The 25,650-nt window shown below is 71.8% G+C and carries 20 protein-coding genes; 13 read left to right on the top strand and 7 right to left on the bottom strand.

The window, feature by feature from the left end:
• The first annotated feature begins 211 nt into the window (after positions 1-211).
• Positions 212-1,852: a PucR family transcriptional regulator ligand-binding domain-containing protein gene (locus tag KHP12_RS17680; RefSeq protein ID WP_086882364.1), complete on the top strand. Its 1,641-nt coding sequence runs from the start codon at positions 212-214 to the stop codon at positions 1,850-1,852.
• An 80-nt stretch (positions 1,853-1,932) separates the two neighbouring features.
• On the opposite strand, the gene KHP12_RS17675 is transcribed toward KHP12_RS17680, so the two are convergent.
• Positions 1,933-3,294: an aspartate aminotransferase family protein gene (locus tag KHP12_RS17675; RefSeq protein ID WP_086882363.1), complete on the bottom strand. Its 1,362-nt coding sequence runs from the start codon at positions 3,292-3,294 to the stop codon at positions 1,933-1,935.
• A gap of 2 nt (positions 3,295-3,296) precedes the next feature.
• Positions 3,297-3,770 carry an Lrp/AsnC family transcriptional regulator gene (locus tag KHP12_RS17670; protein WP_020868121.1) on the bottom strand — a complete coding sequence of 158 codons (474 nt, stop codon included), beginning with the start codon at positions 3,768-3,770 and terminating at the stop codon, positions 3,297-3,299.
• A gap of 178 nt (positions 3,771-3,948) precedes the next feature.
• On the opposite strand from KHP12_RS17670, the gene KHP12_RS17665 reads away from it, so the two are divergent.
• The gene (locus KHP12_RS17665) at positions 3,949-5,400 is read left to right on the top strand and encodes a gamma-aminobutyraldehyde dehydrogenase (protein ID WP_086882362.1); all 1,452 of its coding nucleotides are present in this window, start codon (positions 3,949-3,951) and stop codon (positions 5,398-5,400) included.
• A gap of 66 nt (positions 5,401-5,466) precedes the next feature.
• Here the strand turns inward: KHP12_RS17665 and KHP12_RS17660 are convergent, their stop codons facing one another.
• Both KHP12_RS17660 and KHP12_RS17655 read right to left on the bottom strand, forming a co-directional pair.
• Positions 5,467-6,174, bottom strand: a complete 708-nt coding sequence (locus tag KHP12_RS17660; protein WP_211833163.1) for a glycerophosphodiester phosphodiesterase — start codon at positions 6,172-6,174, stop codon at positions 5,467-5,469.
• Complete coding sequence (locus KHP12_RS17655; protein ID WP_182470708.1) at positions 6,171-7,193, bottom strand: adenosine deaminase; 1,023 nt, start codon at positions 7,191-7,193, stop codon at positions 6,171-6,173. Before KHP12_RS17655 ends, KHP12_RS17660 begins: the two co-directional genes overlap by 4 nt.
• A gap of 111 nt (positions 7,194-7,304) precedes the next feature.
• Here KHP12_RS17655 and KHP12_RS17650 point away from each other — a divergent pair, with 111 nt between their 5' ends.
• Positions 7,305-8,417, top strand: a complete 1,113-nt coding sequence (locus KHP12_RS17650) for a DUF4190 domain-containing protein (protein WP_211833162.1) — start codon at positions 7,305-7,307, stop codon at positions 8,415-8,417.
• Here the strand turns inward: KHP12_RS17650 and ybiA are convergent.
• Complete coding sequence (gene ybiA, locus KHP12_RS17645; protein ID WP_086884644.1) at positions 8,357-9,013, bottom strand: riboflavin biosynthesis intermediates N-glycosidase; 657 nt, start codon at positions 9,011-9,013, stop codon at positions 8,357-8,359. The two genes, KHP12_RS17650 and ybiA, sit on opposite strands and share 61 nt — an antisense overlap.
• Positions 9,014-9,128: 115 nt before the next feature.
• Here ybiA and KHP12_RS17640 point away from each other — a divergent pair, with 115 nt between their 5' ends.
• The 7 genes from KHP12_RS17640 to KHP12_RS17610 all read left to right on the top strand — a co-directional run bounded on the left by KHP12_RS17640 (position 9,129) and on the right by KHP12_RS17610 (position 17,050).
• On the top strand, positions 9,129-9,563 hold the full coding sequence (locus KHP12_RS17640; RefSeq protein ID WP_086884643.1) for a DUF4190 domain-containing protein: 435 nt from the start codon (positions 9,129-9,131) through the stop codon (positions 9,561-9,563).
• A gap of 264 nt (positions 9,564-9,827) precedes the next feature.
• Complete coding sequence (locus tag KHP12_RS17635) at positions 9,828-11,348, top strand: gamma-aminobutyraldehyde dehydrogenase (RefSeq protein ID WP_086884642.1); 1,521 nt, start codon at positions 9,828-9,830, stop codon at positions 11,346-11,348.
• A gap of 80 nt (positions 11,349-11,428) precedes the next feature.
• On the top strand, positions 11,429-12,676 hold the full coding sequence (locus KHP12_RS17630; protein WP_211833161.1) for a polyamine ABC transporter substrate-binding protein: 1,248 nt from the start codon (positions 11,429-11,431) through the stop codon (positions 12,674-12,676).
• A 21-nt stretch (positions 12,677-12,697) separates the two neighbouring features.
• On the top strand, positions 12,698-13,849 hold the full coding sequence (locus KHP12_RS17625) for an ABC transporter ATP-binding protein (protein ID WP_086884640.1): 1,152 nt from the start codon (positions 12,698-12,700) through the stop codon (positions 13,847-13,849).
• Entirely contained in the window at positions 13,846-14,802 is a 957-nt protein-coding gene (locus KHP12_RS17620) for an ABC transporter permease (protein WP_208653179.1), read from the top strand. The genes KHP12_RS17625 and KHP12_RS17620 overlap by 4 nt, the downstream gene beginning before the upstream one ends.
• A complete protein-coding gene (locus KHP12_RS17615; RefSeq protein WP_210609955.1) occupies positions 14,799-15,596 on the top strand; it encodes an ABC transporter permease in 798 nt (265 codons plus the stop codon). The genes KHP12_RS17620 and KHP12_RS17615 overlap by 4 nt, the downstream gene beginning before the upstream one ends.
• Positions 15,597-15,601: 5 nt before the next feature.
• On the top strand, positions 15,602-17,050 hold the full coding sequence (locus KHP12_RS17610; protein ID WP_245010178.1) for an NAD(P)/FAD-dependent oxidoreductase: 1,449 nt from the start codon (positions 15,602-15,604) through the stop codon (positions 17,048-17,050).
• A gap of 21 nt (positions 17,051-17,071) precedes the next feature.
• On the opposite strand, the gene KHP12_RS17605 is transcribed toward KHP12_RS17610, so the two are convergent.
• Together KHP12_RS17605 and gabT are read right to left on the bottom strand one after the other, a co-directional pair.
• Positions 17,072-17,998, bottom strand: coding sequence for a phosphatase PAP2 family protein (locus KHP12_RS17605; RefSeq protein WP_246643130.1), 927 nt, complete (start codon positions 17,996-17,998; stop codon positions 17,072-17,074).
• Positions 17,999-18,100: 102 nt separating this feature from the next.
• Complete coding sequence (gene gabT, locus KHP12_RS17600; protein ID WP_211833160.1) at positions 18,101-19,450, bottom strand: 4-aminobutyrate--2-oxoglutarate transaminase; 1,350 nt, start codon at positions 19,448-19,450, stop codon at positions 18,101-18,103.
• A gap of 249 nt (positions 19,451-19,699) precedes the next feature.
• On the opposite strand from gabT, the gene KHP12_RS17595 reads away from it, so the two are divergent.
• The 3 genes from KHP12_RS17595 (at position 19,700) to KHP12_RS17585 (ending at position 25,571) form a co-directional block, all read left to right on the top strand.
• Positions 19,700-21,871: a type IV secretory system conjugative DNA transfer family protein gene (locus KHP12_RS17595; protein WP_211833159.1), complete on the top strand. Its 2,172-nt coding sequence runs from the start codon at positions 19,700-19,702 to the stop codon at positions 21,869-21,871.
• A gap of 267 nt (positions 21,872-22,138) precedes the next feature.
• Positions 22,139-23,890 carry a PucR family transcriptional regulator gene (locus KHP12_RS17590; RefSeq protein WP_086880333.1) on the top strand — a complete coding sequence of 584 codons (1,752 nt, stop codon included), beginning with the start codon at positions 22,139-22,141 and terminating at the stop codon, positions 23,888-23,890.
• Positions 23,891-24,110: 220 nt separating this feature from the next.
• Entirely contained in the window at positions 24,111-25,571 is a 1,461-nt protein-coding gene (locus tag KHP12_RS17585) for an aldehyde dehydrogenase family protein (RefSeq protein WP_086880332.1), read from the top strand.
• Positions 25,572-25,650: the final 79 nt, after the last annotated feature.

The raw sequence follows: 25,650 nt of genomic DNA, 5'->3' as shown, positions 1-25,650 counted from the left end.
TCGGCTGGCGGTCGGGAGGTCGGGACGTCGGGCGGGGACGCACGGGTTCGGGGAGGTCCCGGCGATCCGCGGGGATCGAGCCCCGGGGGAGTGTGCGGAATGTGGGGAGTGACGGAGACCCTAGGTGTCGCCGAAGCGTCCGGGAAGTGTACGTTTCCTCCACTCCCGATCCCCGGGATGTACGAACCATCCCCTCGCGAGGCTCGCCGTGATGAACGACCGCGTCCCCCCGACGGCCCCCGTCCCGCTCTCCACCCTTCTGCGCCACCCCGCCCTGGGCTTGCGGCAGGTCGCGGGCGGGCGCGAGGCGGACACACCCGTGTACTTCGTCCACACCAGCGAGATGGAGGATCCCGTCCCGTATCTGCTGGGCGGAGAGCTGCTGCTCAGTGCGGGGGTGCACTGCCCGGAGGCGGCGGGCGCGGGCACCTATTGGGACCGCTATGTGGCCCGTACGGTCCAGGCGGGGGCGGCGGCGCTCGGCTTCGGCATCGCACCGGTGCACGACACGGTGCCCCGCGCGCTGGCCGAGGCGTGCGACCGGCACGGGCTGCCGCTCGTGGAGGTGCCCCGGCAGACGACCTTCACGGCCGTGGCGAGCGCCGTATGGGACGCGATGGCCGAGCGCCGCCACCATGAGCTGCGGAGCCTCACCGAGGCGCAGCAGTCACTGGCGACGGCCGCGGCGCGCCCGCACCCCGTACCGGCCGTGCTGCGCCAGCTCAGCCAGCACCTCGGGGCGTGGACGGTGCTCTACGGCCCGGCCGGTCCGGACGCGCCGGACGGCGCGGAGCTGGTGGCCGCCGGGCCGCGCCCGCCGCGCGAGGCCCGTAAGGCGCTCGGCGCGCTCGCGGCGCGGCTGCGCTCGGGCCCGTCCTCGGCGGCGGGCAGGGCGACCGGCGCGGCCGGTGAGGAGCTGCTGCTGACCGCGTACGGGCTGGGCGGCCCGGCGGGGCCGGAGGACCGGCTCGCGCTCGGCGTCTGCGCACCCCGGCGGGACGGGGCGGACGGAGCGATCGTGGGGGTGGCCGTGGTGCTGCTGTCGCTGCTGACGGCGCGGCGGGTGGTCGGGGCCGAGGCCGGGCGCACATCGGCGCTGGTGCGGCTGATGCTCGGCGCCGAACCGGCGCGGGTGGCGGCGCTGCTGAGTCCCTCGCCGGGGCAGCCGGGGCAGCCGGGCCAGTCGGGCCAGCCGGGGCAGCCAGGGCAGTCGGGCCAGCCAGGGCAGCCCGGGACACTCGGGCAGCCCGGACAGCCGGGGACGTCCCCCGAGCCCCCGGAGGACGGCGGGCTGTGGACCGTGGTGCACGGGCGGAGGCGCGGCCGCGGCCGGGACGACGGGCTGCTGGCCACGGCGGCGCTCGCGGCCGGGCTCGGGACACCGCTGGTCGACCTCGACGGGGACGCGCTGAGCGCCCTGGTCCCGGGCGAGGGGGAGGTACGGGCCCAGCCCGGCTGGACCCTCGGCGTCGGGGCGCCCGTACCGGCCGCGGACCTGACGCGCGGCGGCGCCGACGCCGCCCGTGCGCTGCGGCGGGCCGTCGCCGAGCGGGTGCCGCTGGTGCGGGACGGCCCGGCCCGCACCGGCGGGGTCGGCTCGCTGGTGGACCCGGCCGAGGCGGGGGCGCACGGCCGGGCCCTGCTGGCGCCGCTCGAGGGCGCACCCGCGCTGCTGGAGACGCTGCGGGTGTGGCTGTCGCTGCACGGCAGCTGGGACCGTACGGCGGTGGCGCTGGAGGTCCACCGCAATACGGTCCGTCAGCGGATCGCCCGCGCCGGGGCCCTGCTGGATCTGGACCTGGGCGACGCGGACGTCCGCATGGAGCTGTGGTTCGCCCTCAAGTGGGCCTGAGCCACGTGGCCTTAAGCGGGCCTGAGCCACGTGGCCTCAAGTGGGCCTGAGCCACGTGGCCTTGAGCTGCCGAGGTGGCCTCAGAGCTTCGTCCACGCCTCCGTCAGCACCGTCCGCAGCACCTGCTCGATCTCGTCGAACACCGCCTGGTCGGCGATCAGCGGCGGGGCCAGCTGGACGACCGGGTCACCGCGGTCGTCGGCGCGGCAGTACAGCCCGTTCTCGAACAGCGCCTTGGAGAGGAAGCCGTAGAGGATCCGCTCGGTCTCCTCCTCGTCGAAGGACTCCTTGGTGGCCTTGTCCTTCACCAGCTCGATGCCGTAGAAGAAACCATTCCCCCGGACATCGCCGACGATCGGCAGATCGTGCAGCCGCTCCAGCGTGGAGCGGAACGCGGTCTCGTTGTCCAGCACATGCTGGTTGAGTCCCTCGCGCTCGAAGATGTCGAGGTTGCCCAGGGCCACCGCGGCCGAGACCGGATGGCCGCCGAAGGTGTAGCCGTGCAGGAAGGTGTTGTCGCCCTCGTAGAAGGGCTCGGCGAGCCGGTCGGAGACGATGCACGCGCCGATCGGGGAGTAGCCGGAGGTCATCCCCTTGGCACAGGTGATCATGTCCGGGACGTAGCCGAACTTGTCGCAGGCGAACATCGTGCCCACCCGCCCGAAGGCGCAGATGACCTCGTCCGAGACGAGCAGCACGTCATGGCGGTCGCAGATCTCGCGGACCCGCTGGAAGTACCCGGGCGGCGGCGGGAAGCAGCCGCCCGCGTTCTGCACCGGCTCCAGGAAGACCGCGGCCACGGTGTCCGCGCCCTCGAAGAGGATCTGCTGCTCGATCTGGTCGGCGGCCCAGCGGCCGAACGCCTCGGGGTCGTCACCGAAGATCGGGGCACGGTAGATGTTGGTGTTGGGGACCTTGTGGGCGCCGGGGACCAGCGGTTCGAAGGGAGCCTTGAGCCCCGGCAGGCCGGTGATCGACAGGGCGCCCTGCGGGGTGCCGTGGTAGGCCACCGCCCGGGATATGACCTTGTGCTTGGTGGGCTTGCCGATCAGCTTGAAGTACTGCTTGGCCAGCTTCCACGCGGTCTCGACGGCCTCGCCGCCGCCCGTGGTGAAGAAGACCTTGTTCAGGTCGCCGGGCGCGTAGCCCGCGAGCCGCTCGGCGAGTTCGACGGCCTTGGGGTGGGCGTAGCTCCACACCGGGAAGAAGGCGAGCTCCTGGGCCTGCTTGTAGGCCGTCTCCGCCAGTTCGACCCGGCCGTGGCCCGCGTTGACCACGAACAGGCCGGCCAGGCCGTCGATGTACCGCTTGCCCTTGTCGTCGTAGATGTACGTGCCCTCACCGCGCACGATCGTCGGCACGGGGGAGTTCTCGTACGACGACATGCGGGTGAAGTGCATCCACAGGTGGTCGTACGCCGTCTTGGAGAGGTCGGCGCTCATTGCTATCTCGTTCCCCAGGTATAGGTCTGCTTCCGGAGCTTGAGGTAGACGAAGCTCTCGGTGGAGCGCACACCGGGCAGCGTGCGGATCCGCTTGTTGATCATTTCGAGGAGATGGTCGTCGTCCTCGCAGACGATCTCGATCAGGAGATCGAAGGAGCCCGCGGTGACGACCACGTACTCGACCTCGTCCATGGCGGTCAGCGCGTCCGCGACCGGGTCGAGATCGCCCTCGACGTTGATGCCGACCATCGCCTGCCTCCGGAACCCCACGGTGAGAGGATCGGTGACGGCGACGATCTGCATCACGCCCTGGTCGAGCAGCTTCTGCACACGCTGCCGTACGGCGGCCTCGGAGAGCCCGACGGCCTTTCCGATGGCGGCGTACGGCCGGCGACCGTCCTCCTGGAGCTGCTCGATGATCGCCAGGGACACGGAGTCGAGGGTCGGCGTGCCGTTCTTGTCAGGTGTGGCCACGACCCTCACTGTGCACGAGCCTCGCCCGTGTCGCAACCCTTCTGCGATGAATTTCGTCGTGAAGGGGCCTTGAAAACACTGATTCCGTCGTTCTGGTGTGGCGGGTATGTTGAAAACGCAGGCCTGGCGACTACTGTGGGTGTCTCACCCATCGGACAGCTGACAGGAGGGGTGGCACGTGACCACCGAACTGCGTCGTCTGCGCAACTACATCGACGGAGAGTTCCGGGACGCCGCGGACGGGCGGACCACGGAGGTGGTCAACCCGGCCACGGGCGAGCCCTACGCCACCGCGCCGCTGTCGGGCGCCGCGGACGTGGACGCGGCGATGGCCGCCGCCGAGGCCGCCTTCCCGGCCTGGCGCGACCTGGTGCCCGGCGAGCGGCAGAAGGCCCTGCTCAAGATCGCCGACGCCTTCGAGGCGCGGGCGGAGGAGCTGATCGCCACCGAGTCCGAGAACACCGGCAAGCCGATCGGTCTCACGCGGGACGAGGAGATCCCGCCGATGATCGACCAGATCCGCTTCTTCGCGGGCGCGGCCCGGATGCTGGAGGGCCGCTCGGCCGGTGAGTACATGGAGGGGCTCACCTCGATCATCCGGCGGGAGCCGGTCGGGGTGTGCGCCCAGGTCGCACCGTGGAACTACCCGATGATGATGGCCGTATGGAAGTTCGCCCCGGCGCTGGCGGCGGGCAACACGGTCGTCATCAAGCCCTCGGACACCACGCCCGCCTCCACCGTGCTGTTCGCCGAGATCATCGGCGGGGTGCTGGCAGAACTGGGCCATCCGCAGGGCGTCTTCAACGTGATCTGCGGCGACCGCGAGACCGGCCGGCTGATGGTCGAGCACTCCGTGCCCGCCATGGCGTCCATCACCGGCTCGGTGCGGGCCGGCAAGCAGGTCGCCGGGAGCGCCTCGAAGGACCTCAAGCGGGTGCACCTGGAGCTCGGCGGCAAGGCCCCCGTCGTGGTCTTCGAGGACACCGACATCCCCAAGGCGGTCGAGGACATCTCGGTCGCGGGCTTCTTCAACGCGGGCCAGGACTGTACGGCCGCCACCCGGGTGCTGGTCCACGAGTCGATCCACGACGAGTTCGTGAGCGCGCTCGCCAAGGCCGCGGCCGAGACCAAGACCGGCGCGCCGGACGACGAGGACGTGCTGTACGGCCCGTTGAACAACGCCAACCAGCTGGCCCAGGTCACCGGCTTCATCGACCGGCTCCCCGCGCACGCCAAGGTCGAGGCGGGCGGCCACCGGGTCGGCGACAAGGGCTTCTTCTACGCGCCCACCGTGGTCTCCGGGCTCAAGCAGGACGACGAGATCATCCAGAACGAGGTCTTCGGCCCGGTCATCACCGTGCAGACCTTCTCGGACGAACAGCAGGCCATCTCCTACGCCAACGGTGTGGAGTACGCGCTGGCCTCGTCGGTGTGGACCAAGGACCACGCCCGCGCGATGCGGATGTCCAAGGCCCTGGACTTCGGCTGCGTCTGGATCAACACCCACATCCCGCTGGTCGCCGAGATGCCGCACGGCGGCTTCAAGAAGTCCGGCTACGGCAAGGACCTGTCCGCGTACGGCTTCGAGGACTACACCCGCATCAAGCACGTGATGACGTCGCTGGGCTGACGCGGGGCCGATTCCCGGGCCGGCTTTCACTTGGTCATGGCAGGGTCACCTGTCATGACCAAAGGGTCATCTGTCATGACCAAGGGGGGAGATCCGGACCAGGGACGCCAGGGCGGCGACGCGGTTGGTGGTGATCGCGTCGACGCCCGCCCGCAGCAGCCGGGACATCGACCGGCGGGTGTCGGCGGTCCAGGCGGAGACCAGCAGCCCGTCGGCGTGATGGCGGGCGACCAGCTCCCGGGAGACCAGCCCGAAGCGGTAGTTGAGCCACCGGGGGCGCAGCGCGGCCAGCAGCGCCGGGCGCGGCGGGGCCAGCGTGGTCCAGGTCAGCGCGATCTCGGCATCCGGGTCCGCACGGCGCACGGCGTGCAGGGCCGCCAGGGCGCCGCAGTAGTACACCCGGCCGGCCGCCCCGCTCTCCCGCACCTGGGCGACGGCGGCGGGCGCGGCCGACGCGTCCGGCAGGTCGATCAGCAGCCGGGTGGAGCCGGCGCAGGCGAGGGCCTCGCGCAGGGTCGGCACGCCTCCGCCGGTCAGCTGCCGCACCTCCTCGGCGGTCAGCCCGGACAGCGGCCGGTCCTCGCCCCACAGCCGCTTCAGCGTGGCGTCGTGGAGCAGCACCGGCACACCGTCCCGGGTCAGCCGTACGTCGATCTCGACCGCGCCCGCGCCCGCGCGCACCGCGGAGCGGATCGAGGGCAGGGTGTTCTCACGGCACACATACGGGTCGCCGCGGTGGCCGACCGGGACGCATCCCGCCCCCGCCGGTCTCATCGGCCCGCGACCACCGTGTAGGCGTCGATCTCCGCCGAGAGCCGCGCCTTGCCCTCGGCGTCCAGGAAGGACGCCTCGACCGCGTTCTTGGCGAGGGCCGCGACGCCCGCCGCGTCCAGATCCAGCAGCTGGGCCGCGACCTGGTACTCGGTGTTGAGGTCGGTGCCGAACATCGGCGGGTCGTCGCTGTTGATCGTGACGAACACCCCCGCCTCGACCATCCGCTTCAGGGGGTGCTCACCGAGCGTGGCGACGGCGCGGGTGGCGATGTTGGAGGTCGGGCAGACCTCCAGCGGAATGCGGTGCTCCGCGAGATGGGCGAGCAGCTTCGGGTCCTGGACGGCGCTGGTGCCATGGCCGATGCGCTCCGCCCGCAGCTCGATGAGGGCGTCCCAGATCGTCTGCGGCCCGGTGGTCTCGCCCGCGTGCGGCACGCTGCGCAGCCCGGCGGCGATGGCCCGGTCGAAGTACGGCTTGAACTGGGGGCGCGGCACCCCTATCTCCGGACCGCCGAGACCGAAGCCGACCAGCCCTTCGGGGTTCAGCTCACAGGCGATCCGGGTGGTCTCCTCGGCGGCCTCGAGACCGGCCTCACCGGGGATGTCGAAGCACCAGCGCAGCACCGTGCCGAAATCCGACTCGGCGGCCTTACGGGCGTCCTCGATCGCCTCGACGAAGGCGGTGTCCGGGATGCCGCGACGGGTCGAGCTGTAGGGCGTGACGGTCAGCTCGGCGTAGCGGATGTTCTGCCGGGCCATGTCGCGGGCGATCTCGTAGGTCAGCAGCCGGACGTCCTCGGCGTCGCGGATCAGGTCCACCACGGAGAGGTAGATCTCGATGAAGTGCGCGAAGTCCCGGAAGACGAAGTACTCGGCGAGGGCCTCGGGATCGGTGGGCACCTTGGAGTCGGGGTGGCGGGCGGCCAGTTCGGCCACGATGCGCGGCGAGGCGGATCCCACGTGGTGCACATGGAGCTCCGCCTTGGGCAGCCCGGCGATGAAGGTGGTCAGATCGGTCAACAAAACCTCCGGGAGACGCCCGCCGACGGCGGGATCCGGTCATCGTATTGTGTGGCGCCGACGGGCTCGCCACAGGCCGTAGCATGGGCGGACGTCTTTGTGGGGAGCTTCATGGCCGACCAGCACGACCCGTCCGAGCCGCAGGATGAGCAGCGGCGACCCGGTCTGCCGAGGCAGCCCGAGCCGCTCGACCGCGCCCCCTGGGCTCCACCGGCGCAGCGGGTCGCGATGGACAAGGCCGCTGAGGAGATAGGCGCGCCGGACAGCGACGCGGCGGACAGCCGCGCGGCCGACGCGGGCGTGGCGGACAACGCGGTGGGCGTGGGTCAGCAGGACATATCCGCGCCCCGGCCCCCGGTGCCCCCCGCTCCCCGGCCCAGGGTGGCCGAGCAGCCGACCCTCACCTCCCATCCCGCCATGCCGGGCCCGACGCCCCCGCTCCCTCCGCCGCCCCCGCCGAGCGCCGCGCGGCCCCGGGGCCCGGTGACCCCGCCGGGCGCGGTGCCCCCACCGCCGCCCGCGCCGACCGGCCCGGGCACGCCCAGCGCCTACCCGGCAGCGGCCGGACCGTACGGCCCCGCGGGCTACGCGCCGAACGGATACGCCCAGCCGAACGGATACGGCCAGGGCGAGTACGCGCAGCCGAACGGATACGGCCAAGGCGGGTACGCCCAGCCCGGGTACGGCCAGCAGTCCCCGTACGAGCAATCCCCGTACGGCGCGGCGCCGGGCCAGGGCCATCCCGGCTACGGCTACCCGGGCACCGCCCACCCCGGCACGGGTTACCCCGGCACCGCCCAGCCGGGAACGGGCTACCCGGGAACGGGCTACCCCGGCTCCGGCTACCCCGGAGGGGCGTACGGCCAGGGCTGGCCCGGCGGGACGTACGTGCCGAACAACGGCCATGGCACGGCCGCCCTGGTGCTCGGCATCATCGGCCTCGTGCTCTTCGCGAGCATCGTGCTCGGCATCATCCTCGGTGTGCTCGCGATCATCTTCGGGGTGCTCGGCCGCTCCAGGGCGGCCGGCGGCGAGGCGACCAATGGCGGCTCGGCGCTGGCCGGGGTGATCCTCGGGGTGATCGCCGTGGTGGCGAGCATCGTCATGATCTTCGTCTACATAGCCGCCGAGGACGACGACTCGGGCGGCGGTGACGACCCGGACTATGCCGGCGTCTCGGCCCCGGCGGTGCTCCCGCCACCGCTCGCCGATATCAGCCGCTGACGCGCCTCCATCAGCGCGAACCCCAGCAGATTGAGCCCTCGCCAGCGAGCCGGGTCCGCCGCCCGCTCGTCGTCGGCCGCCAGCCCGATGCCCCACACCCGGTCCACCGGGCTGGCCTCCACCAGCACCCGTGCCCCGGTGCCCAGCAGATAGGCGCGCAGCTCGGGGTGGTGGCCGAACTTGTGCACACTGCCCTCCACCACCAGCCCGAAGCGATGGCGCCGCCAGGTCTCCTCGTCGAAGCCGCGCACCGCGCGGCCCGCGTCCTTGGCCTGCTTGGGGTGGGAGGCGCCGAGCGCCCGGCGCTCGGCCTCCGCGTCGCCGAACAGCCGCGCCTTGCCCGCCATCATCCAGTGCTCGGCCGTCGCATAGGTGACCCCGTCCACGGAGAACGGTGACGGCCACCACTGGCTGAAGCACCCCGAACCCGCGCTTCCGTCCGGCCTGGGGCGATGCCCCCAGAACCACACGTACTTCAGGCGCTCACCGCGCGCCACCCGGTCGACCAGCTCCTCGACCGACCGAGGGCCCCCGTCCACCGGAACCGGGGGACTTCCCTCCGCCGAAACCGAATCCCCCACCCCGTTCGTCTTCATGCCCAGGATTCTCGCACCCGCCACCGACAGCCCCGCCGACCTGGGCAATTGAGCTGTCCAGGCATGAGTCCTGCCCATAACATTGCCGGACGTTAACCAGGAGGGGAGACCAACGATGTCCAGCAACACACCCGGTCCACAGCAGGGACCGTACGAGCCACAGGCCAATCCCTACGCCGCGCCCCCGCCGCCGGCGCGGCCCCCGGCCCAGCAGCCCCAGTACCCCGGGGCCGGCTACCCCGCCGCGCCGCCCGTCTACCCGGGGGCGGCGGGGATGCCGATGCAGCTGAGCAATGGCATGGGCACGGCCGCGCTGGTCTGCGGCATCGTCGGTCTGGTCTGCGGGATCACCTACTTCCTGTGGGTCTTCGCGGTCATCCTCGGCATCCTGGCGATCATCTTCGGCGCCATCGGCAAGGGGAAGGTCAGCCGCGGCGAGGCGAACAACGGGGGATCGGCCACCGCGGGTCTGGTCTGCGGCATCATCGGCATGGTGCTCCCGGCGATCTACCTCGCCGCGCTGGACGCCGCCGTCGACTCCGTCTTCTAGACGGCGTCCCTACCGGACCCCGGAGCGGCGTCTCCACCGGCGCCCGCACCGGACTCCGGACCGGCTGCTCAATCCGTCGGTCCGGACCGGGGTCCGGCTCGGAAACGGTGATGCCGAAGCCACTCTGATCACTGAATCCGTCGCGAAACCAAAAAGCAACAACGGAATCCCTTGTTGAAGCGCTGCTCCTCTGTCAGGATCGGCCATCAATTCCGGTTGTAGCTACGCCGTGCCCCTATGGGCGGATCGGCGGAGGAGAGCGCGATGGATCAGCGGTTCGACGTGACGGAGCGATTCGCCGACGGTGCCCAGTACATCGCGGGCCGTCTGGGCGAGGGCGGTTCCGAGGGCACGCACGCGGTCGTCGACCCGGCCACCGGCGAGCAGGTGTTCAGCTACCGGCTCGCCGGTACAGCCGATGTCGACGCCGCCGTGGCCGCCGCCGAGGCCGCCTTCCCCGAATGGGCGGGCGCCACCCCCGGTGAGCGGTCCGACGCGATGCACCGCTTCGCCGCGGCGCTCACCGAGCGGGCGGACGACCTCGCCCACGCCGAGTCGCTCCAGTGCGGCAAGCCCATCAAGCTCAGCACCGAGTTCGATGTGCCCGGCTCCATCGACAACACCGCCTTCTTCGCGGGCGCCGCCCGGCACCTGGAGGGCAAGGCCGCCGGTGAGTACAGCGGCGACCACACCTCGTACATCCGCCGCGAGCCCATTGGTGTCATCGGCTCCATCGCCCCCTGGAACTACCCCCTCCAGATGGCCGCGTGGAAGGTCCTCCCGGCCATCGCCGCGGGCAACACCATCGTGCTGAAGCCCGCCGAGCTGACGCCCCTGACCTCGCTGATGTTCGCCCAGGCGGCCACGGAGGCGGGCCTCCCGGACGGCGTCGTCAACGTGGTGAGCGGCACCGGCCGCGAGGCGGGGGAGCGCCTGGTCTCCCACCCCGGGGTGGCGATGACCTCCTTCACCGGCTCCACGGCGGTCGGCAAGCGGGTCGCGGAACTCGCCACCGCCACCGTCAAGCGGATCCATCTCGAACTCGGCGGCAAGGCGCCCTTCGTCGTCTTCGACGACGCGGACCTGGAGGCCGCCGCGCACGGCGCCGTCGCGGGCGCGCTGATCAACACCGGACAGGACTGCACTGCGGCCACCAGGGCGTATGTGCAGCGCCCGGTGTACGACGCGTTCGTCGCCGCCGTCGCCGATCTCATGGCGACCGTAAGGATGGGCGATCCCTTCGATCCGCACACCGACCTCGGCCCGCTGATCTCCCACGCCCAGCGCGACCGCGTGGCGGGCTTCGTGGAGCGGGCCCGCGGTTACGCCACCGTCGTCACCGGCGGCGAGGCCCCGGGCGGCGACCTCGCCAAGGGCGCCTACTACCGGCCCACGCTCATCACCGGCGCGCGCCAGGACAGCGAGGTCGTCCAGTCCGAGATCTTCGGCCCGGTCCTGGTCGTCCTCCCCTTCGACAGCGACGACGAGGGCATCGCGCTCGCCAACGACACCCCTTACGGTCTCGCCGCCTCCGCCTGGAGCCGCGATGTCTACCGTACGGGCCGCGCCTCCCGCGAGATCCGGGCCGGCTGCGTCTGGATCAACGACCACATCCCGATCATCAGTGAGATGCCGCACGGCGGGGTGCGGGCATCCGGCTTCGGCAAGGACATGTCGGCGTACTCCTTCGAGGAGTACACGCAGGTCAAGCATGTGATGTTCGACAACACCGCGGTGGTCCGCAAGGACTGGCACCGCACGGTCTTCGGGGACCGAGAGACCTGACCGACAGACCTGAATGTGCGGCCACCTCCGCGTGGCCTCGGCCGGCCGCCACCGGCCGACACCCTCGAAAGGCACAGCTTATGGAAGCACGGCACGAGCCCGAGAGCCTGTCCCCACCGCAGATCGCCGCGATGCGGCGCTCCATGACCAGCGGCCGTATGGCGCTCACCCGCCGCTCCCTGCTGCGGGCGGGAGGCGCCGGGGCGATCGCCGTCGGCGGGCTCGGGGCGCTCGGCGGCTGCGGTATCCCGCCGGCGGGACGCACCGAGGTGGACAACGCCTCCGACGACCACTCCGCCGAGGAGAAGCGGCTCGCCTTCTCCAACTGGACCGAGTACATGGACGTCGGCAAGGGCGGCCGCCATCCGACCCTGGACGCGTTCCAGCGCCGTACCGGCATCAAGGTCAAGTACACCGAGGACATCAACGACAACGTCGAGTTCTTCGGCAAGATCAAGCCGCAGCTCGCGGCGGGCCAGGACACCGGCCGCGATCTCATCTGCGTCACCGACTGGCTGGCCGCCCGGATGATCCGGCTCGGCTGGATGCAACCGCTGGACCCCGCCCAACTGCCCCATGCCTACACCAACCTGGCGAAACCTTTTCGCACTCCGGACTGGGACCCGGGCCGCGCCCACTCCTACCCGTGGACCGGTATCCCCGCCGTCATCGCGTACAACAAGAAGGCCACCGGCGGCCGAAAGGTCACCTCCGTCTCCCAGCTGCTGGAGGACCCCAAGCTCAAGGGCCGGGTCGGGCTGCTGACCGAGATGCGCGACACCGTCGGGCTGACCCTCCTGGACATGGGCAAGAACCCCGAGACGGTCACCGCCGACGACTACGACGCCGCGATCGCCCGCCTCCAGAAGGCGTCCGACCGGGGCCAGGTCCGCCGCTTCACCGGCAACGACTACACCGGCGACCTCACCAAGGGCGACCTCGCCGCCTGTATGGCCTGGGCCGGGGATCTGATCCAGCTCCAGTCGGACAACCCCGAGATCGAGTTCGCCATCCCCGACGCCGGCTATATGACGGCCACGGACAACCTCCTGGTCCCCAACAAGGCACGCCACAAGAGGAACGCCGAACGGCTCATCGACTACTTCTACGAGCCCAAGGTCGCCGCGAAGATCGCCGCGTACATCAACTACGTCTGCCCCGTCGACGGGGTGCGCGAGGAGCTCGCGAAGATCGACAAGTCGCTGGCGGACAATCCGCTGATCCTCCCGGACGAGGAGATGGCCGCCAAGTCCCACTCCTTCCGCTCGCTCTCCAGCAAGGAAGAGGCGGCGTTCGAGGACAAGTTCGCCAAGCTCACCGGCGCCTGACAAGCGAGGAAGCGCACCGCCATGACCCAGCCCACCTCCGGCGGCGACGTCCGGCTCGACCGGATCAGCAAGACCTACGGGTCCTTCACCGCCGTCCACCCGCTCGATCTGCACATACCCGCCGGCTCCTTCTTCGCCCTGCTCGGCGCCTCCGGCTGCGGCAAGACCACCACCCTGCGCATGATCGCGGGGCTGGAGGACCCCACCACCGGGACCGTCCGGCTGGCCGGTGACGACATCACCGTCCTGCCGCCCCACAAGCGGCCCGTCAACACGGTCTTCCAGAGCTACGCCCTCTTCCCGCACCTCGACGTCTTCGAGAACGTCGCCTTCGGACTGCGCCGGCGCGGCGTCAAATCGGTGAAGAAGCAGGTCGGGGAGATGCTGGAGCTGGTCCAGCTCGGTGACTTCGCCCGCCGCAAACCGCAGCAGCTCTCCGGCGGGCAGCAGCAGCGCGTCGCCGTCGCCCGCGCGCTCATCAACCACCCCAGGGTGCTGCTGCTCGACGAGCCGCTGGGCGCGCTGGACCTCAAGCTGCGCCGCCAGATGCAGCTTGAGCTCAAGCGCATCCAGACCGAGGTCGGCATCACCTTCATCCACGTCACCCACGACCAGGAGGAGGCCATGACCATGGCCGACACGGTCGCGGTGATGAACGGCGGCCGGGTCGAGCAGCGTGGCGCCCCCGCCGACCTCTACGAGAACCCCGGCACCACCTTCGTCGCCAACTTCCTCGGCACCTCCAACCTCATCGAGGCCGAGATCACCGACAAGAGCGGCGGCGACCTCGTCCTCAGCGCCGCCGGCGGGAAGCTCGCCCTGCCCGCCGACCGATGTAGCGCACCCGTCCGCACGGGTGGGAAACTGCTGGTGGGGGTGCGTCCCGAGAAGATCACCCTGGCCCATGCCGAGGACGCAGGGGCCGTCCCCGAGGGGCGCAACCGGATCACCGGGCGGATCGTCGACTCCAGCTTCATCGGCGTCTCCACCCAGTACCTCATCACCACCCCGGACTGCCCCGAGATCACCGTCTACGAGCAGAACATCGAGCGCGACGCCCGGCTCGTCCCCGGCGCCGAGGTCGTTCTGCACTGGAACCCCGCGCACACCTTCGGCCTCGACGCGGCCCAGGACATCGACGCCGGTACGGAGCTGGACGAGGAGGCCCCATGAGCGTTACGGCCACTCCCGAAGCCGCGCCGGACGACGGGCCCGCGCCGGACGCCGGGCCCGTACAGAAGCCGCCCCTGATCAAACCCGCCGTGCGCAAGCGGCTGGTGCCCTACTGGCTGCTGCTCCCCGGCATCCTCTGGCTGCTGATCTTCTTCGCCGCGCCGCTGATCTACCAGGCGTCGACCTCCGTCCAGACCGGCTCCCTCGAAGAGGGCTTCAAGGTCACCTGGCACTTCCAGACCTACTGGGACGCGCTCACCGAGTACTACCCGCACTTCCTGCGCTCGGTGCTCTACGCCGCCACCGCCACCGTGCTGTGTCTGCTGCTCGGCTATCCGCTCGCGTACCTCATCGCCTTCCGGGCGGGCCGCTGGCGCAATCTGGTGATGATCCTGGTCATCGCGCCGTTCTTCACCAGCTTCCTGATCCGCACCCTCGCCTGGAAGACGATCCTGGCCGACAGCGGCCCGGTGGTGGGCGCGCTCAACTCGCTGCACCTCCTGGACGTCACCAGCTATCTGGGGATCACCGAGGGGCAACGGGTGCTGGCCACCCCGCTCGCGGTGGTCTGCGGGCTGACGTACAACTTCCTGCCCTTCATGATCCTTCCGCTCTACACCTCCCTGGAGCGCATCGACCCCCGGCTGCACGAGGCCGCCGGGGACCTCTACGCCCGCCCCATCACCACCTTCCGGAGGGTGACCTTCCCGCTGTCCATGCCGGGTGTCGTCGCGGGCACGCTGCTCACCTTCATCCCCGCCGCGGGCGACTACATCAACGCCGAACTGCTGGGCTCCACCGACCAGAAGATGATCGGCAATGTCATCCAGTCGCAGTTCCTGCGGGTGCTGGACTATCCGACGGCGGCAGCGCTGTCCTTCATCCTCATGGCGGCCATCCTCACGATGGTCACCGTCTACATCCGCAAGTCCGGGACGGAGGACCTGGTGTGACGGCCCTGACGCGCTGGATACGGCGGAACCTGGTGGTCATCGCGGGGCTCGGCACCCTCGCGTATCTGACCCTGCCCAACGTCGTCGTCCTGGTCTTCTCCTTCAACAAGCCCAACGGCCGGTTCAACTACGAATGGCAGCGGTTCTCCACCGACGCCTGGACCGATCCGTGCGGCGTCGCCGACCTGTGCGGCTCGCTCTCGCTCAGCCTGAAGATCGCGGTATGGGCGACGATCGGCGCGACCGTCCTCGGCACGATGATCTCCTTCGCGCTGGCCCGCTACCGCTTCCGGGCCCGTCCCGCGGTCAACAGCCTGATCTTCCTGCCGATGGCGATGCCCGAGGTCGTGATGGCCGCCTCGCTGGCCACCCTCTTCCTCAACATGGGGGTGGACTTCGGCTTCTGGACGATCCTCATCGCCCACATCATGTTCTGCCTGAGCTTCGTGGTGACGGCCGTCAAGGCGCGGGTGATGTCCATGGACCCCCGGCTGGAACAGGCCGCCCAGGACCTCTACGCCTCCCCGGCGCAGACCTTCCTGCGCGTCACCCTGCCGATCGCGGCGCCCGGTATCGCCGCGGGCGCGCTGCTGTCCTTCGCGCTCTCCTTCGACGACTTCATCATCACCAACTTCAATGCCGGTTCGACCGTGACCTTCCCCATGTTCGTCTGGGGATCCGCACAGCGCGGCACGCCCGTGCAGATCAATGTGATCGGAACGGCGATGTTCGCGGTCGCGGTGTTGTGCGTTCTCGTCGGCCAACTGGCCGGCGCCCGCCGCAAGAGGAGCTGAGAACCATGGCCACGGACGCCATGACCCGCTCGTCCGGGGGCGAGGGTGCCCCCACCCCGTCCGCTTGGAAGGCCCTGGCCGGGGCCGCGTACCGGCCGTACTGGCTGGACGACCCCGGCCGGCCCGGCCCCCGCCCCGCCCTCGTCGGGGAGGAGAAGTGTGATCTGCTCGTCGTCGGCGGCGGCTACAGCGGACTGTGGACCGCCCTGATCGCCAAGGAGCGCGACCCCGACCGTGAGGTGGTCCTGGTCGAGGGCCAGGAGATCGGCTGGGCCGCATCGGGCCGCAACGGCGGCTTCTGCGCCGCCTCCCTCACCCACGGCCTCGGCAACGGCGCCGCCCGCTGGCCCGATGAGCTGGCCGAACTCGAGCGGCTCGGCCACCGCAACCTCGCCGCCATCGAGTCCGCCGTGGAGCGCTACGGCATCGACTGCGACTTCGAGCGCACCGGCGAGATCGATGTGGCCACCGAGCCGTACCAGGTGGCCGAGTTGCGCGAGGCCGCCCAGCTGGCGGCCGGCCTCGGCGTCGGGGAACAGGAGTTCCTCGACCGCGACGCGGTGCGCGCCCAGGTCGACTCGCCCACCTTCCTCGCCGGGCTGTGGGACCGCCGCGGCGTGGCCATGCTGCACCCCGCGAAGCTCGCCTGGGGCCTGGCGCGGGCCTGCGCCGAGCTGGGCGTACGGATCTACGAACACACCCCGGCCGCACGGCTGGCGAGCGCGGGGGCGGCGATGGCCGTCCGCACCCCCTTCGGCCGGGTGCGCGCCCGCCAGGTGGCGCTCGCCACCAACGCCTTCCCCGCGCTGGTGCGCCGCGTCCGCCCGTACATCACCCCCGTCTACGACCACGCGCTGATGACCGAGCCGCTCAACCAGGAGCAGCTCGACGCGATCGGCTGGCGAGGCAGGCAGGGACTCAGCGACACCGCCAACCACTTCCACTACTTCCGGCTCACCGCCGACCAGCGCATCCTGTGGGGCGGCTACGACATCATCTACCGCTACGGCGGTCGGGTGCGCGCCGAGTACGACCACCACCCCGCCACCTACCGCACCCTCGCCGAGCACTTCTTCCGCTGCTTCCCGCAGCTGGCGGGCGTGCGCTTCAGCCACGCCTGGGGCGGCGCCATCGACACCTGCTCGCGCTTCTCCGCGTTCTTCGGCAGCGCGCACGGGGGCAGGGTGGCCTACGCGCTCGGCTATACGGGCCTGGGCGTCGGGGCGACCCGGTTCGGCGCCGAGGTGATGCTCGATCTGCTCGCCGGTGAGCGCACCGAGCGCACCCGCCTGGAGATGGTCCGCAGCAAGCCCCTGCCCTTCCCGCCGGAGCCGGTGCGCTGGGCGGGGATCGGCATCACCCAGTGGTCCATGACCCGGGCCGACGCGAACGGCGGGCGCCGCAATCTGTGGCTGAAGGCCATGGACAAGGTGGGGCTGGGGTTCGACAGCTGAGGGCGGAGCCCCGCGCCGAGGTCACCCCGGGTCGCTCGGCGCGGCCCGGGGCGGCCGGGGCGTGTGGGGGCCGGGGGTGGACTGACCGTTGTGGCTCAACCGGCTGACCCTGAACACCGTCCACAGCAGTAGACCGGACAGACACCAGCTCGCGACGGTGTCCAGCGGCCAGTGGTAGCCGCGCTGGACCAGCCCGGCGGCCACGGCGAGGTTCAGCACGGCGACCGCCACCAGGAGGGGCCGCCGGAGCCGCGGGTGCAGCAGGGGCTGGAGCAGCAGCGCCGCCGCGCCGTAGGCGACGGCGGCCGTCGCGGCATGGCCGGAGGGGAAGAATCCGGTCTCCCCCGCCAGCGGCCCGGGCGGGCCGGGGCGGTCGATCAGCGCCTTGAACGGAACCACCAGCGCCGGAACCGCCGCCATCGCCACCGCGGCGGCCAGCGGCGTCAGCCACCAGCGCGGCGCTGCCGCGCGCCGGGCGCACCACGCCGCCCAGCCGAGGGCGACGGCGAGGACGGGGACCGCCACCGCCGTATTGCCGAGGTCGGCGAGGAACTCGGCGACGGGGGAGGGGAGCGCCGAGCCGGCGATCGCGCGGCCGAGCCGTTCGTCGTCAGCGCGCAGGGGGCCGTGGGCGGCGATCTGCCAGGTGCACAGCGCGAGCAGCGCGATCAGTGCGAGGGGCGCGAGGACCGCGGGCAGTGGCGCCCGTGGCGCGGAAGGGGAGTGAACAGTCGGCGGCCCCGGAACAGGGGGGGTGGTTCCGGGGCCGCCGTGGCGATCGGTGTGCCGCGCGCCCCGGGGGGTTTGGGGCGGGCGGCCGTCCGATCGGTGAGGAGATCCGGAGCCGGAGGCTCCAGTGGTGTGCGCGAGGGCACAGCCGGGTCGGGGCTGGGGAAGCACCGGCTCGGCATCGCCCGCAGTCCCCTGCGAGCGGGGTGTTTCTCTCATCTGCAATGACCGTACGGCAGCGAAGCCCCGCCCGACAGACCGATCACCCACCTGTCATCGGCCCCGCACATCTTCTTCACGCCACCCATCGGCCACTCACAGTCACAGCTCGGCGAAGGCGCTCTCGAGAATGTCGAGACCCTCGTTCAGCAGGTCCTCGCCGATCACCAGCGGCGGCAGGAAACGCAGCACATTGCCGTAGGTTCCGCAGGTCAGCACGAGCAGCCCGGCCGAGTGGCAGGCCTTGGCGACGGCGGCCGTGGCCTCGGGGTTGGGGTCCTTGGTGCCGGACTTCACGAGCTCGATGGCGATCATGGCGCCGCGGCCGCGGAGGTCGCCGATGATGTCGTACTTCTCCCGCATCGCGGCGAGGCGGCCCTTCATGACCTCCTCGATGCGCTTGGCCCTGGCGTTGAGGTCCAGCTCGCGCATCGTCTCGATCGCGCCGAGCGCCGCAGCGCACGCCACCGGGTTTCCGCCGTAGGTGCCGCCGAGACCGCCGGAGTGCGCCGCGTCCATGATCTCCGCGCGACCGGTGACGGCGGCCAGCGGCAGTCCGCCCGCGATGCCCTTGGCGGTGGTGATCAGGTCCGGGACGATGCCCTCGTCCTCACAGGCGAACCACTGGCCGGTGCGGCAGAAGCCGGACTGGATCTCGTCCGCGACGAAGACGATGCCGTTGGACTTGGCGAACTCCGCGATCCTGGGCAGGAAGCCCTTGGCGGGCTCGATGAAGCCGCCCTCGCCGAGGATCGGCTCGATGATGATCGCGGCCACGTTCTCGGCCCCGATCTGCTTGCTGATCATGTCGATGGCCTGGGCCGCGGCCTCCTCGGCGCAGTTCTCCGGGCCGGTCAGCCAGCGGTAGGGGTAGGCGAGCGGAACGCGGTAGACCTCCGGCGCGAAGGGGCCGAAGCCGTGCTTGTACGGCATGTTCTTGGCGGTGAGCGCCATGGTGAGGTTGGTCCGGCCGTGGTAGCCGTGGTCGAAGACGACGACCGCCTGGCGCTTGGTGTGCGAACGGGCGATCTTCACCGCGTTCTCCACCGCCTCGGCGCCCGAGTTGAACAGCGCCGACTTCTTGGCGTGGTCGCCGGGCGTGAGCCGGGCCAGCTCCTCGCAGACCTCCACATAGCCCTCGTACGGCGTGACCATGAAACAGGTGTGCGTGAAGTCCGCCAGCTGCGCGGACGCCCGGCGCACGACGGCCTCCGCGGAGGAGCCGACGGAGGTCACGGCGATACCGGAACCGAAGTCGATCAGCGAGTTGCCGTCCACGTCCTCGATCACACCGCCGCCCGCGCGCACGGTGAAGACCGGCAGCACACTCCCCACCCCACCGGCGACCGCCGCGTTCTTACGAGCGAGCAGCTCCTGCGACTTCGGGCCGGGAATGGCGGTGACGACGCGGCGCTCCTGGGGGAGGGCCGGGCCTCCGGACAGTTCGGTCATGACGGGCTCCAGGGGAAAGAACAGGGGGTTTTAGTCGCAGGCTATGGGCGTGGCGAGGGATGAGGCATGTTCCGTTCGGGAGCACTGCGCGTGTTTCCTTGTCCGCGGCGGCCATAGCCCGACGACGGCCTTACGGCTCCCGAGAGTGAGATGGCCCGCCCGGGTCGCTGAACTCCCCGCGCGGGAACACTAGATTGAGCGATGGCGCGAAAGCCGAGGAACAGCCGGTCAGGGGGCAAGGGGCAGCACATGGACACCGAGGGCACGTTCGACCCACGCAGCACACGCCACAACCCGCCCCCACCCCCGCCCCCGCAATCCCCGCCTTCCTTTCCCGCGGGCCCGCCGCCGATGCCACCGACCGCGCCCCTGGCGGCCCCCGGCGCGCCTCCGGTCCCCGCACCCGCGGCCCGCCCGTCCTTCGTCGCCTGGCTGCGCGCTCCGCGGTCCGAGGCGGCGCCGGGGGTGTGGACGTACGAGCACAAGCCGAAGGCGCCGGAGGAGCCGGATCGGATTCCAGGGCGGCGGCTGCTCAGCGGGGCGTTGATCGCGATCCTGTGCACTTGGCTGTTGTGGTCGCTGATCACGAAGGGATACCTGGGCCCGTACTGGCTGTGGCCGCTCCGGCTGCTCAATGCGGAGGACTGGTTCAACCGCGACGGCGACAAGGACATGCTCAAGTGGATCGCCAACGGCTATGAAACCCTGTGGTTCCTGATCATCGCTACCATCTTCAGCCGCGTAGGCCACTGGCCCGAAGTCTGGCGCCGCTACGTCGCGCCCCTCTTCCGGCGGGCCTGGGATGAGCCCGCGCCTGAGGCGGCTGCCGCGGGGCGGCCGGAGGGGGATCCGGTGGAGTGGCCGCAATTGCGGGCCGCGGGGGCGCACAGTGCGGCTGATCGGCTGGCGGCGGACGCGCGGGCGGGGGCGATGAGTGACGTCGACCACGCCCGGATCGAGCGCGCCTGGCAGTCCGTGCGAGCGGGGAGCAATTCGCTCGCCTCGTTCACCGACACCGTTCTGCGCCACGGCGCCGCCTCCTACGGCCATCCGTCCGGGGCGCGGGATCTGCCCGTACGGACGGCGCGGCATGATCTTCTCGCCCAACAGGTCCGGCTCGGCACCGCGGCCGAGGATTCCCGCAATCCTTACCAGCACCGCGGCGTCGGGCTCGCCCTCGACCCCGAGGTGCTCGGCACCTCGCTGCTGGCCGTCGGGCCGCCCGGTTCGGGGAAGACGGGGCGGGTGGTGCGGCCCGTCGTGGAGTCGCTGTGTCTCCAGGCGCTCGCCGGGCAGGTCGCCGTCGTGGCGGTCGGGGCGGCGGGGGCCGGGCTCGGGGCGGATGAGGCGTTCGACGTGGTCGTGAAGATCGGCCGGCCCGACTCCGGCTACGACCTCGACCTCTACGGCGGCACCACCGACCCCGACGAGGCCGCGGGCATCCTCGCCGAGGCACTGATCGGCGACATGGCGGCCTCGCTCCCGGGCGGGGACAGCCGGCGCGCCGCCACCGCGCTGGCCCAGCTGCTCGGCCCCTACCGCGCCGCCCACGGCCGCTTCCCGTCCGTCCCCGATCTGCGGGAGCTGCTGGACGGTTCCAAGGCGGCCGTCAACGCGCTGCGCGAGGCGCTGGACGAGGCCGGGGAGCGGGCGCAGGCCCGCGAGCTGGAGGCGCGGGTCCGGCAGTCGGGCGCGCCCGGGGACGTCGGCGCGCTGCTCGCGGACCGGATCGCGCTGCTGGACCGGCCCGCGTTCGCCGACTTCTTCGACACCACAGGCGACCGCCGCCCGTTCTCCCTCCGCGCACTCGAACACCCCCTCCGGGTCCGTATCGACCTGCCCGAGCGGGGCCACGCGGAGGCGTCGCGGATGCTCGCGCGGCTGGTCCTGGCGCAGTTCACCGAGTGCGCCGTGGGCCGCGCCGACCGTTCGCTGTTCGCCTGCCTGGTCCTCGACGACGCCTCGCACACCATCACCCCCGAGGCCCTGCGCGGTATCCAGCGGCTCCGCTCCGCGCACGCGGGCGCCGTGCTCACCCTCCGCACCCTCGACGACGTCCCCGAGTCGCTGCGCAGCGCGCTGCTGGGCGCGGTCGGCTGCCGGATGGCCTGTGCGGGCGTGACGACCTGGGACGGGGCGCGGTTCGCGGAGGTGTGGGGGACGGAGTGGGTCGAGACCCGGGACGTCACCGACCGGCAGATCATCGCCGAGGAACCGCTCACCAAGGTGCTGCACTTCATCCGTAAGGTCGCCACCGGCAAGGCGGTGACCACCCAGTCGGTGACCGTACGGACGGTGGAGCGCGAGCGCTGGTCCGCCTCGGAGCTGGCCCATGCGGTTCCCCCGGGGCATGCGGTGCTGTCGGTGACCTCCGTAAGGGGCGAGGGCGGGCCGCCGGTGCTGGTGGATCTGCGCGGGTGATCGGCCGCCGTCCCGGGCGGTCCTCATCGCCGTCATTGCGGCCATCGGCCATCGCGGTCATTGCGGTCATCGCGGCCATTGGGTCATCTGCCCCGGTTGCCTCGTTCAGGGTGACCGGGGCAACCGGAACCGCTGCGTCACGGACATACCCATGGCGAAATCAGGCCGTCAATTCCGCGTTTTCCTCCATTGAGGCAGAATCGGCAGTAGCCGTTCATACGGGGCGGTGAAGTCAGCGCAAGTCGTCGCATTCGCTTCGAAGGTGCCATGCCTCCCACGCTCGCCTCACTCGTCCGCCACCCCGGTCTCAAGCTGTCCGTCCTCGCGGGCGAGGACCGGCTGGAGACGCCCGTGCGCTGGGCACATGTCAGCGAGCTGGCCGACCCCGTGCCGTACATGGAGGGCGGCGAGCTGCTCCTGATCACCGCGATGCAGATCGAGGCCGATGACCCGGAGGAGATGAGCCGCTATGTGCGGCGGCTGGTGGGTGCGGGCGTGGTCGGGCTCGGCTTCGCGCTCGGCGTCAACTACGCCGAGGTGCCGCCCGCGCTCGCCACGGCGGCCAAGGAGGAGGGGCTGCCGCTGCTCGGCGTGCCCCGCCGCACCCCCTTCATCGCGATCAGCAAGGCCGTCTCCGCGGCGATAGCCGCTGACCAGTACCGGGCCGTGACGGCCGGGTTCGAGGCGCAGCGCGAGCTGACCCGTGCCGCCATCGGCGCCGAGGGGCCCGCCGCGCTGCTCGCCCGGCTCGCCGCCCACGTCGACGGCTGGGCCGCGCTCTACGACGTCTCCGGCGCCGTGGTCGCCGCCGCCCCCGACTGGGCCGCCCGCCGCGCCGCCCGGCTCACCCCCGACGTCGAGCGGCTGCGCTCCCGCCCCGGCCCCGGGAGCATCGTGGTCGGCGGCGGCTGCGGGCCGGCCGGGGCCACGGGCGCGGAACCGGCCGAGGACACGGCCGTCGCCGACCGGGTCGAACTCCAGTCGCTGGGCACCGGGCGCCGTACGCGCGGGGTCCTCGCGGTCGGCACGGGCGCCCCGCTGGGCACCGCCGAGCGCTACGCGGTGCACTCCGCGGTCGCGCTGCTGACTCTGACCACCGAGCGTTCCCGCGCCCTCCAGGAGGCCGAGCAGCGGCTCGGCGCCGCCGTGCTGCGGATGCTGCTCGCGGGCGAGCCCGACCATGCGCGGGCGGTCGCCGGGCGGCTGTACGGCGGGCTGCTCGACGCGCCGTTCCGGATGCTGGTCGCCGAGGTGCCGTCCGGCGGTACGGCCCAGCAGACCCATGCGGCGCCCGCCGCCGCGGACGAGGCCACCGCGGAACTCCCCACAGAGGCCACCACCACGGCCACGGGTGAAGCCGAGGCGGCCGACCCCCTTGGCACGCTCATCGACACCATGGAGGCGGCCGCGGCCCGCATCGGCGAGTCGGTGCTGGTCGTGCCCGACGGCGAGCGGCTCATCGTGCTGGCCTCCGACGGCGGGGCGGCGGTCGCGGCATGCGCCGAGCACGCCCAGGCCGTCGAGGCCCGCCGGGGTACGAAGGCCCGCCCCCGCGACCGCGCCGCGGCCGCCGCGCGCGGCGGCGACGAGCTCGTCATCGGGCTGTCCGCCCCCGCGGGCCCCATCGCCGCCGCGGCCGCCTACCGCCAGGCGGAGCAGGCGCTGTCGGTGGCGCGCCGCCGCGGCCGGATGCTGGTCGAGCACGAGCAGGTGGCGGCGGGTTCCGTACTGCCCCTGCTCGCCGACGACGCCGTCAGGGCGTTCGCCGACGGCATGCTGCGCGCCCTGCACGAGCACGACGCCACCGGCCGGGGCGATCTGGTGGCCTCGGTGCGCGCCTGGCTCTCCCGGCACGGTCAGTGGGACGCGGCCGCCGCCGACCTCGGCGTCCACCGGCACACCCTGCGCTACCGGATGCGCCGCGTCGAGGAGATCCTGGGCCGCTCCCTGGACGACCCGGACGTCCGCATGGAGCTGTGGCTGGCCCTCAAGGCCACGGCCCCCGGCACCTCGACCTGAAGCATCCACCTCCGCCCCGGGCCGCGGCCTCGTCCCGATCGTCCTGTGGCGACCGCCTCCCCCAGTCACCGCGGCGCGCTCTTCCCGGTCCCTCCCCCATCCGGCACGCCATTGCGTAGTGCCCGCGCCCGCGACTGCTACGCCCCGGACAAACGCCGAGCGGCCGGGACGCGCCTACGGTGGGAGGTGAGACACCACTTCAGAAGGGTCGGGATCCGCTGTGCCAGACACACACGAAGCTGTCACCCACGCGTTCTGGCTCGCCGGCCGCAAGGCGTCGGGCGAGAGCACGCTCGAGGTCACCTCGCCCTGGGACGGCCGCCGCGTCGGCGTGGTGAGCGTTCCCACCGATGCGCAGATCGAGGAGGCCGTCGCCGCGGCCGACGCGGTGCGTGAGGAGTTCGCCGCGACCCCCGCGCACGTCCGGGCCGCCGCGCTGGACCATGTGTCGCGCCGCCTGGCCGAGCGCGGCGAGGAGATCGCCCGGCTGATCTCGGACGAGAACGGCAAGCCGATCAAGTGGGCGCGCGGCGAGGTGGGCCGCGCCGTGTCCGTATTCCGGTTCGCGGCCGAGGAGGCCCGCCGCTTCAACAGCGGGGACGCCCAGCGGCTGGACACCGACGCCGGTGGCACCGGGCGGCTCGCGCTGACCCGCCGCTTCCCGCGCGGCACCGTCCTCGGCATCGCGCCGTTCAACTTCCCGCTCAACCTCAGCGCCCACAAGGTCGCCCCCGCGCTCGCCGTCGGCACGCCGATCATCCTCAAGCCGGCGCCCGCGACCCCGCTGTCCGCGCTGATCCTCGGCGAGCTGCTGGCCGAGACCGAGCTCCCGGCGGGCTCCTGGAGCGTCCTCACGGTGCCCAACGACCGGATGCCCGCGTTGGTCCAGGACGAGCGGCTGCCGGTCATCTCCTTCACCGGTTCGGAGAAGGTCGGCTACGCGATCAAGGAGTCGGTGCCGCTCAAGCACTGCACCCTGGAGCTCGGTGGCAACGGCGCCGCGGTCGTCCTGTCGGACTACGCCGCCGACGCCGACCTCGACTGGGCGGCCACCCGCATCGGCACCTTCTCCAACTACCAGGGCGGACAGTCCTGCATCTCCGTACAGCGGGTGATCGCGGACGCGTCCGTCTACGAGGAGCTCGTGCCGAAGATCGTCGCGGCCGTCGAGGCGCAGGCCACCGGTGACCCGACCGAGGACGCCACCGATGTCGGCCCGCTGATCAGCGAGGACGCCGCCAAGCGCGTCGAGTCCTGGGTGGACGAGGCCGTCCGGGCCGGTGCGAAGCTGCTGACCGGCGGCAAGCGCGAGGGCTCGAGCTACGCCCCCACCGTGCTCGCGGACGTCCCCGCCGATGTCACCCTCTCCTGCGAGGAGATCTTCGGACCGGTGCTCACCCTGCACAAGGTGGCGGACGAGGACGAGGCGTTCGCGGCCGTCAACGACTCCAAGTACGGCCTCCAGGCCGGCGTCTTCACCCGCGAGGTGCGGACCGCCTTCCGCGCCCACCGCGCGCTGGAGGTCGGCGGCGTGATCATCGGCGATGTGCCGTCGTACCGCGCCGACCAGATGCCGTACGGCGGTGCCAAGAGGTCCGGCGTCGGCCGCGAGGGCGTGCGGTACGCGATGGAGGACTACACCTACGAGCGGGTCATGGTCCTCACCGGCCTCGACCTCTGACCCACCCACCGCCGGGCCCCGCTTCGCGTCGGGGCCCGGCGTACGAGGAAGGCATGGGGTTGACCCGTCCCGGCCACTC

The organism is Streptomyces asiaticus (assembly GCF_018138715.1).
GTDB lineage: Bacteria > Actinomycetota > Actinomycetes > Streptomycetales > Streptomycetaceae > Streptomyces > Streptomyces asiaticus.
Note: the sequence above shows the minus strand (reverse complement) of the source record. Positions and strands in the feature narration are given on the sequence as shown.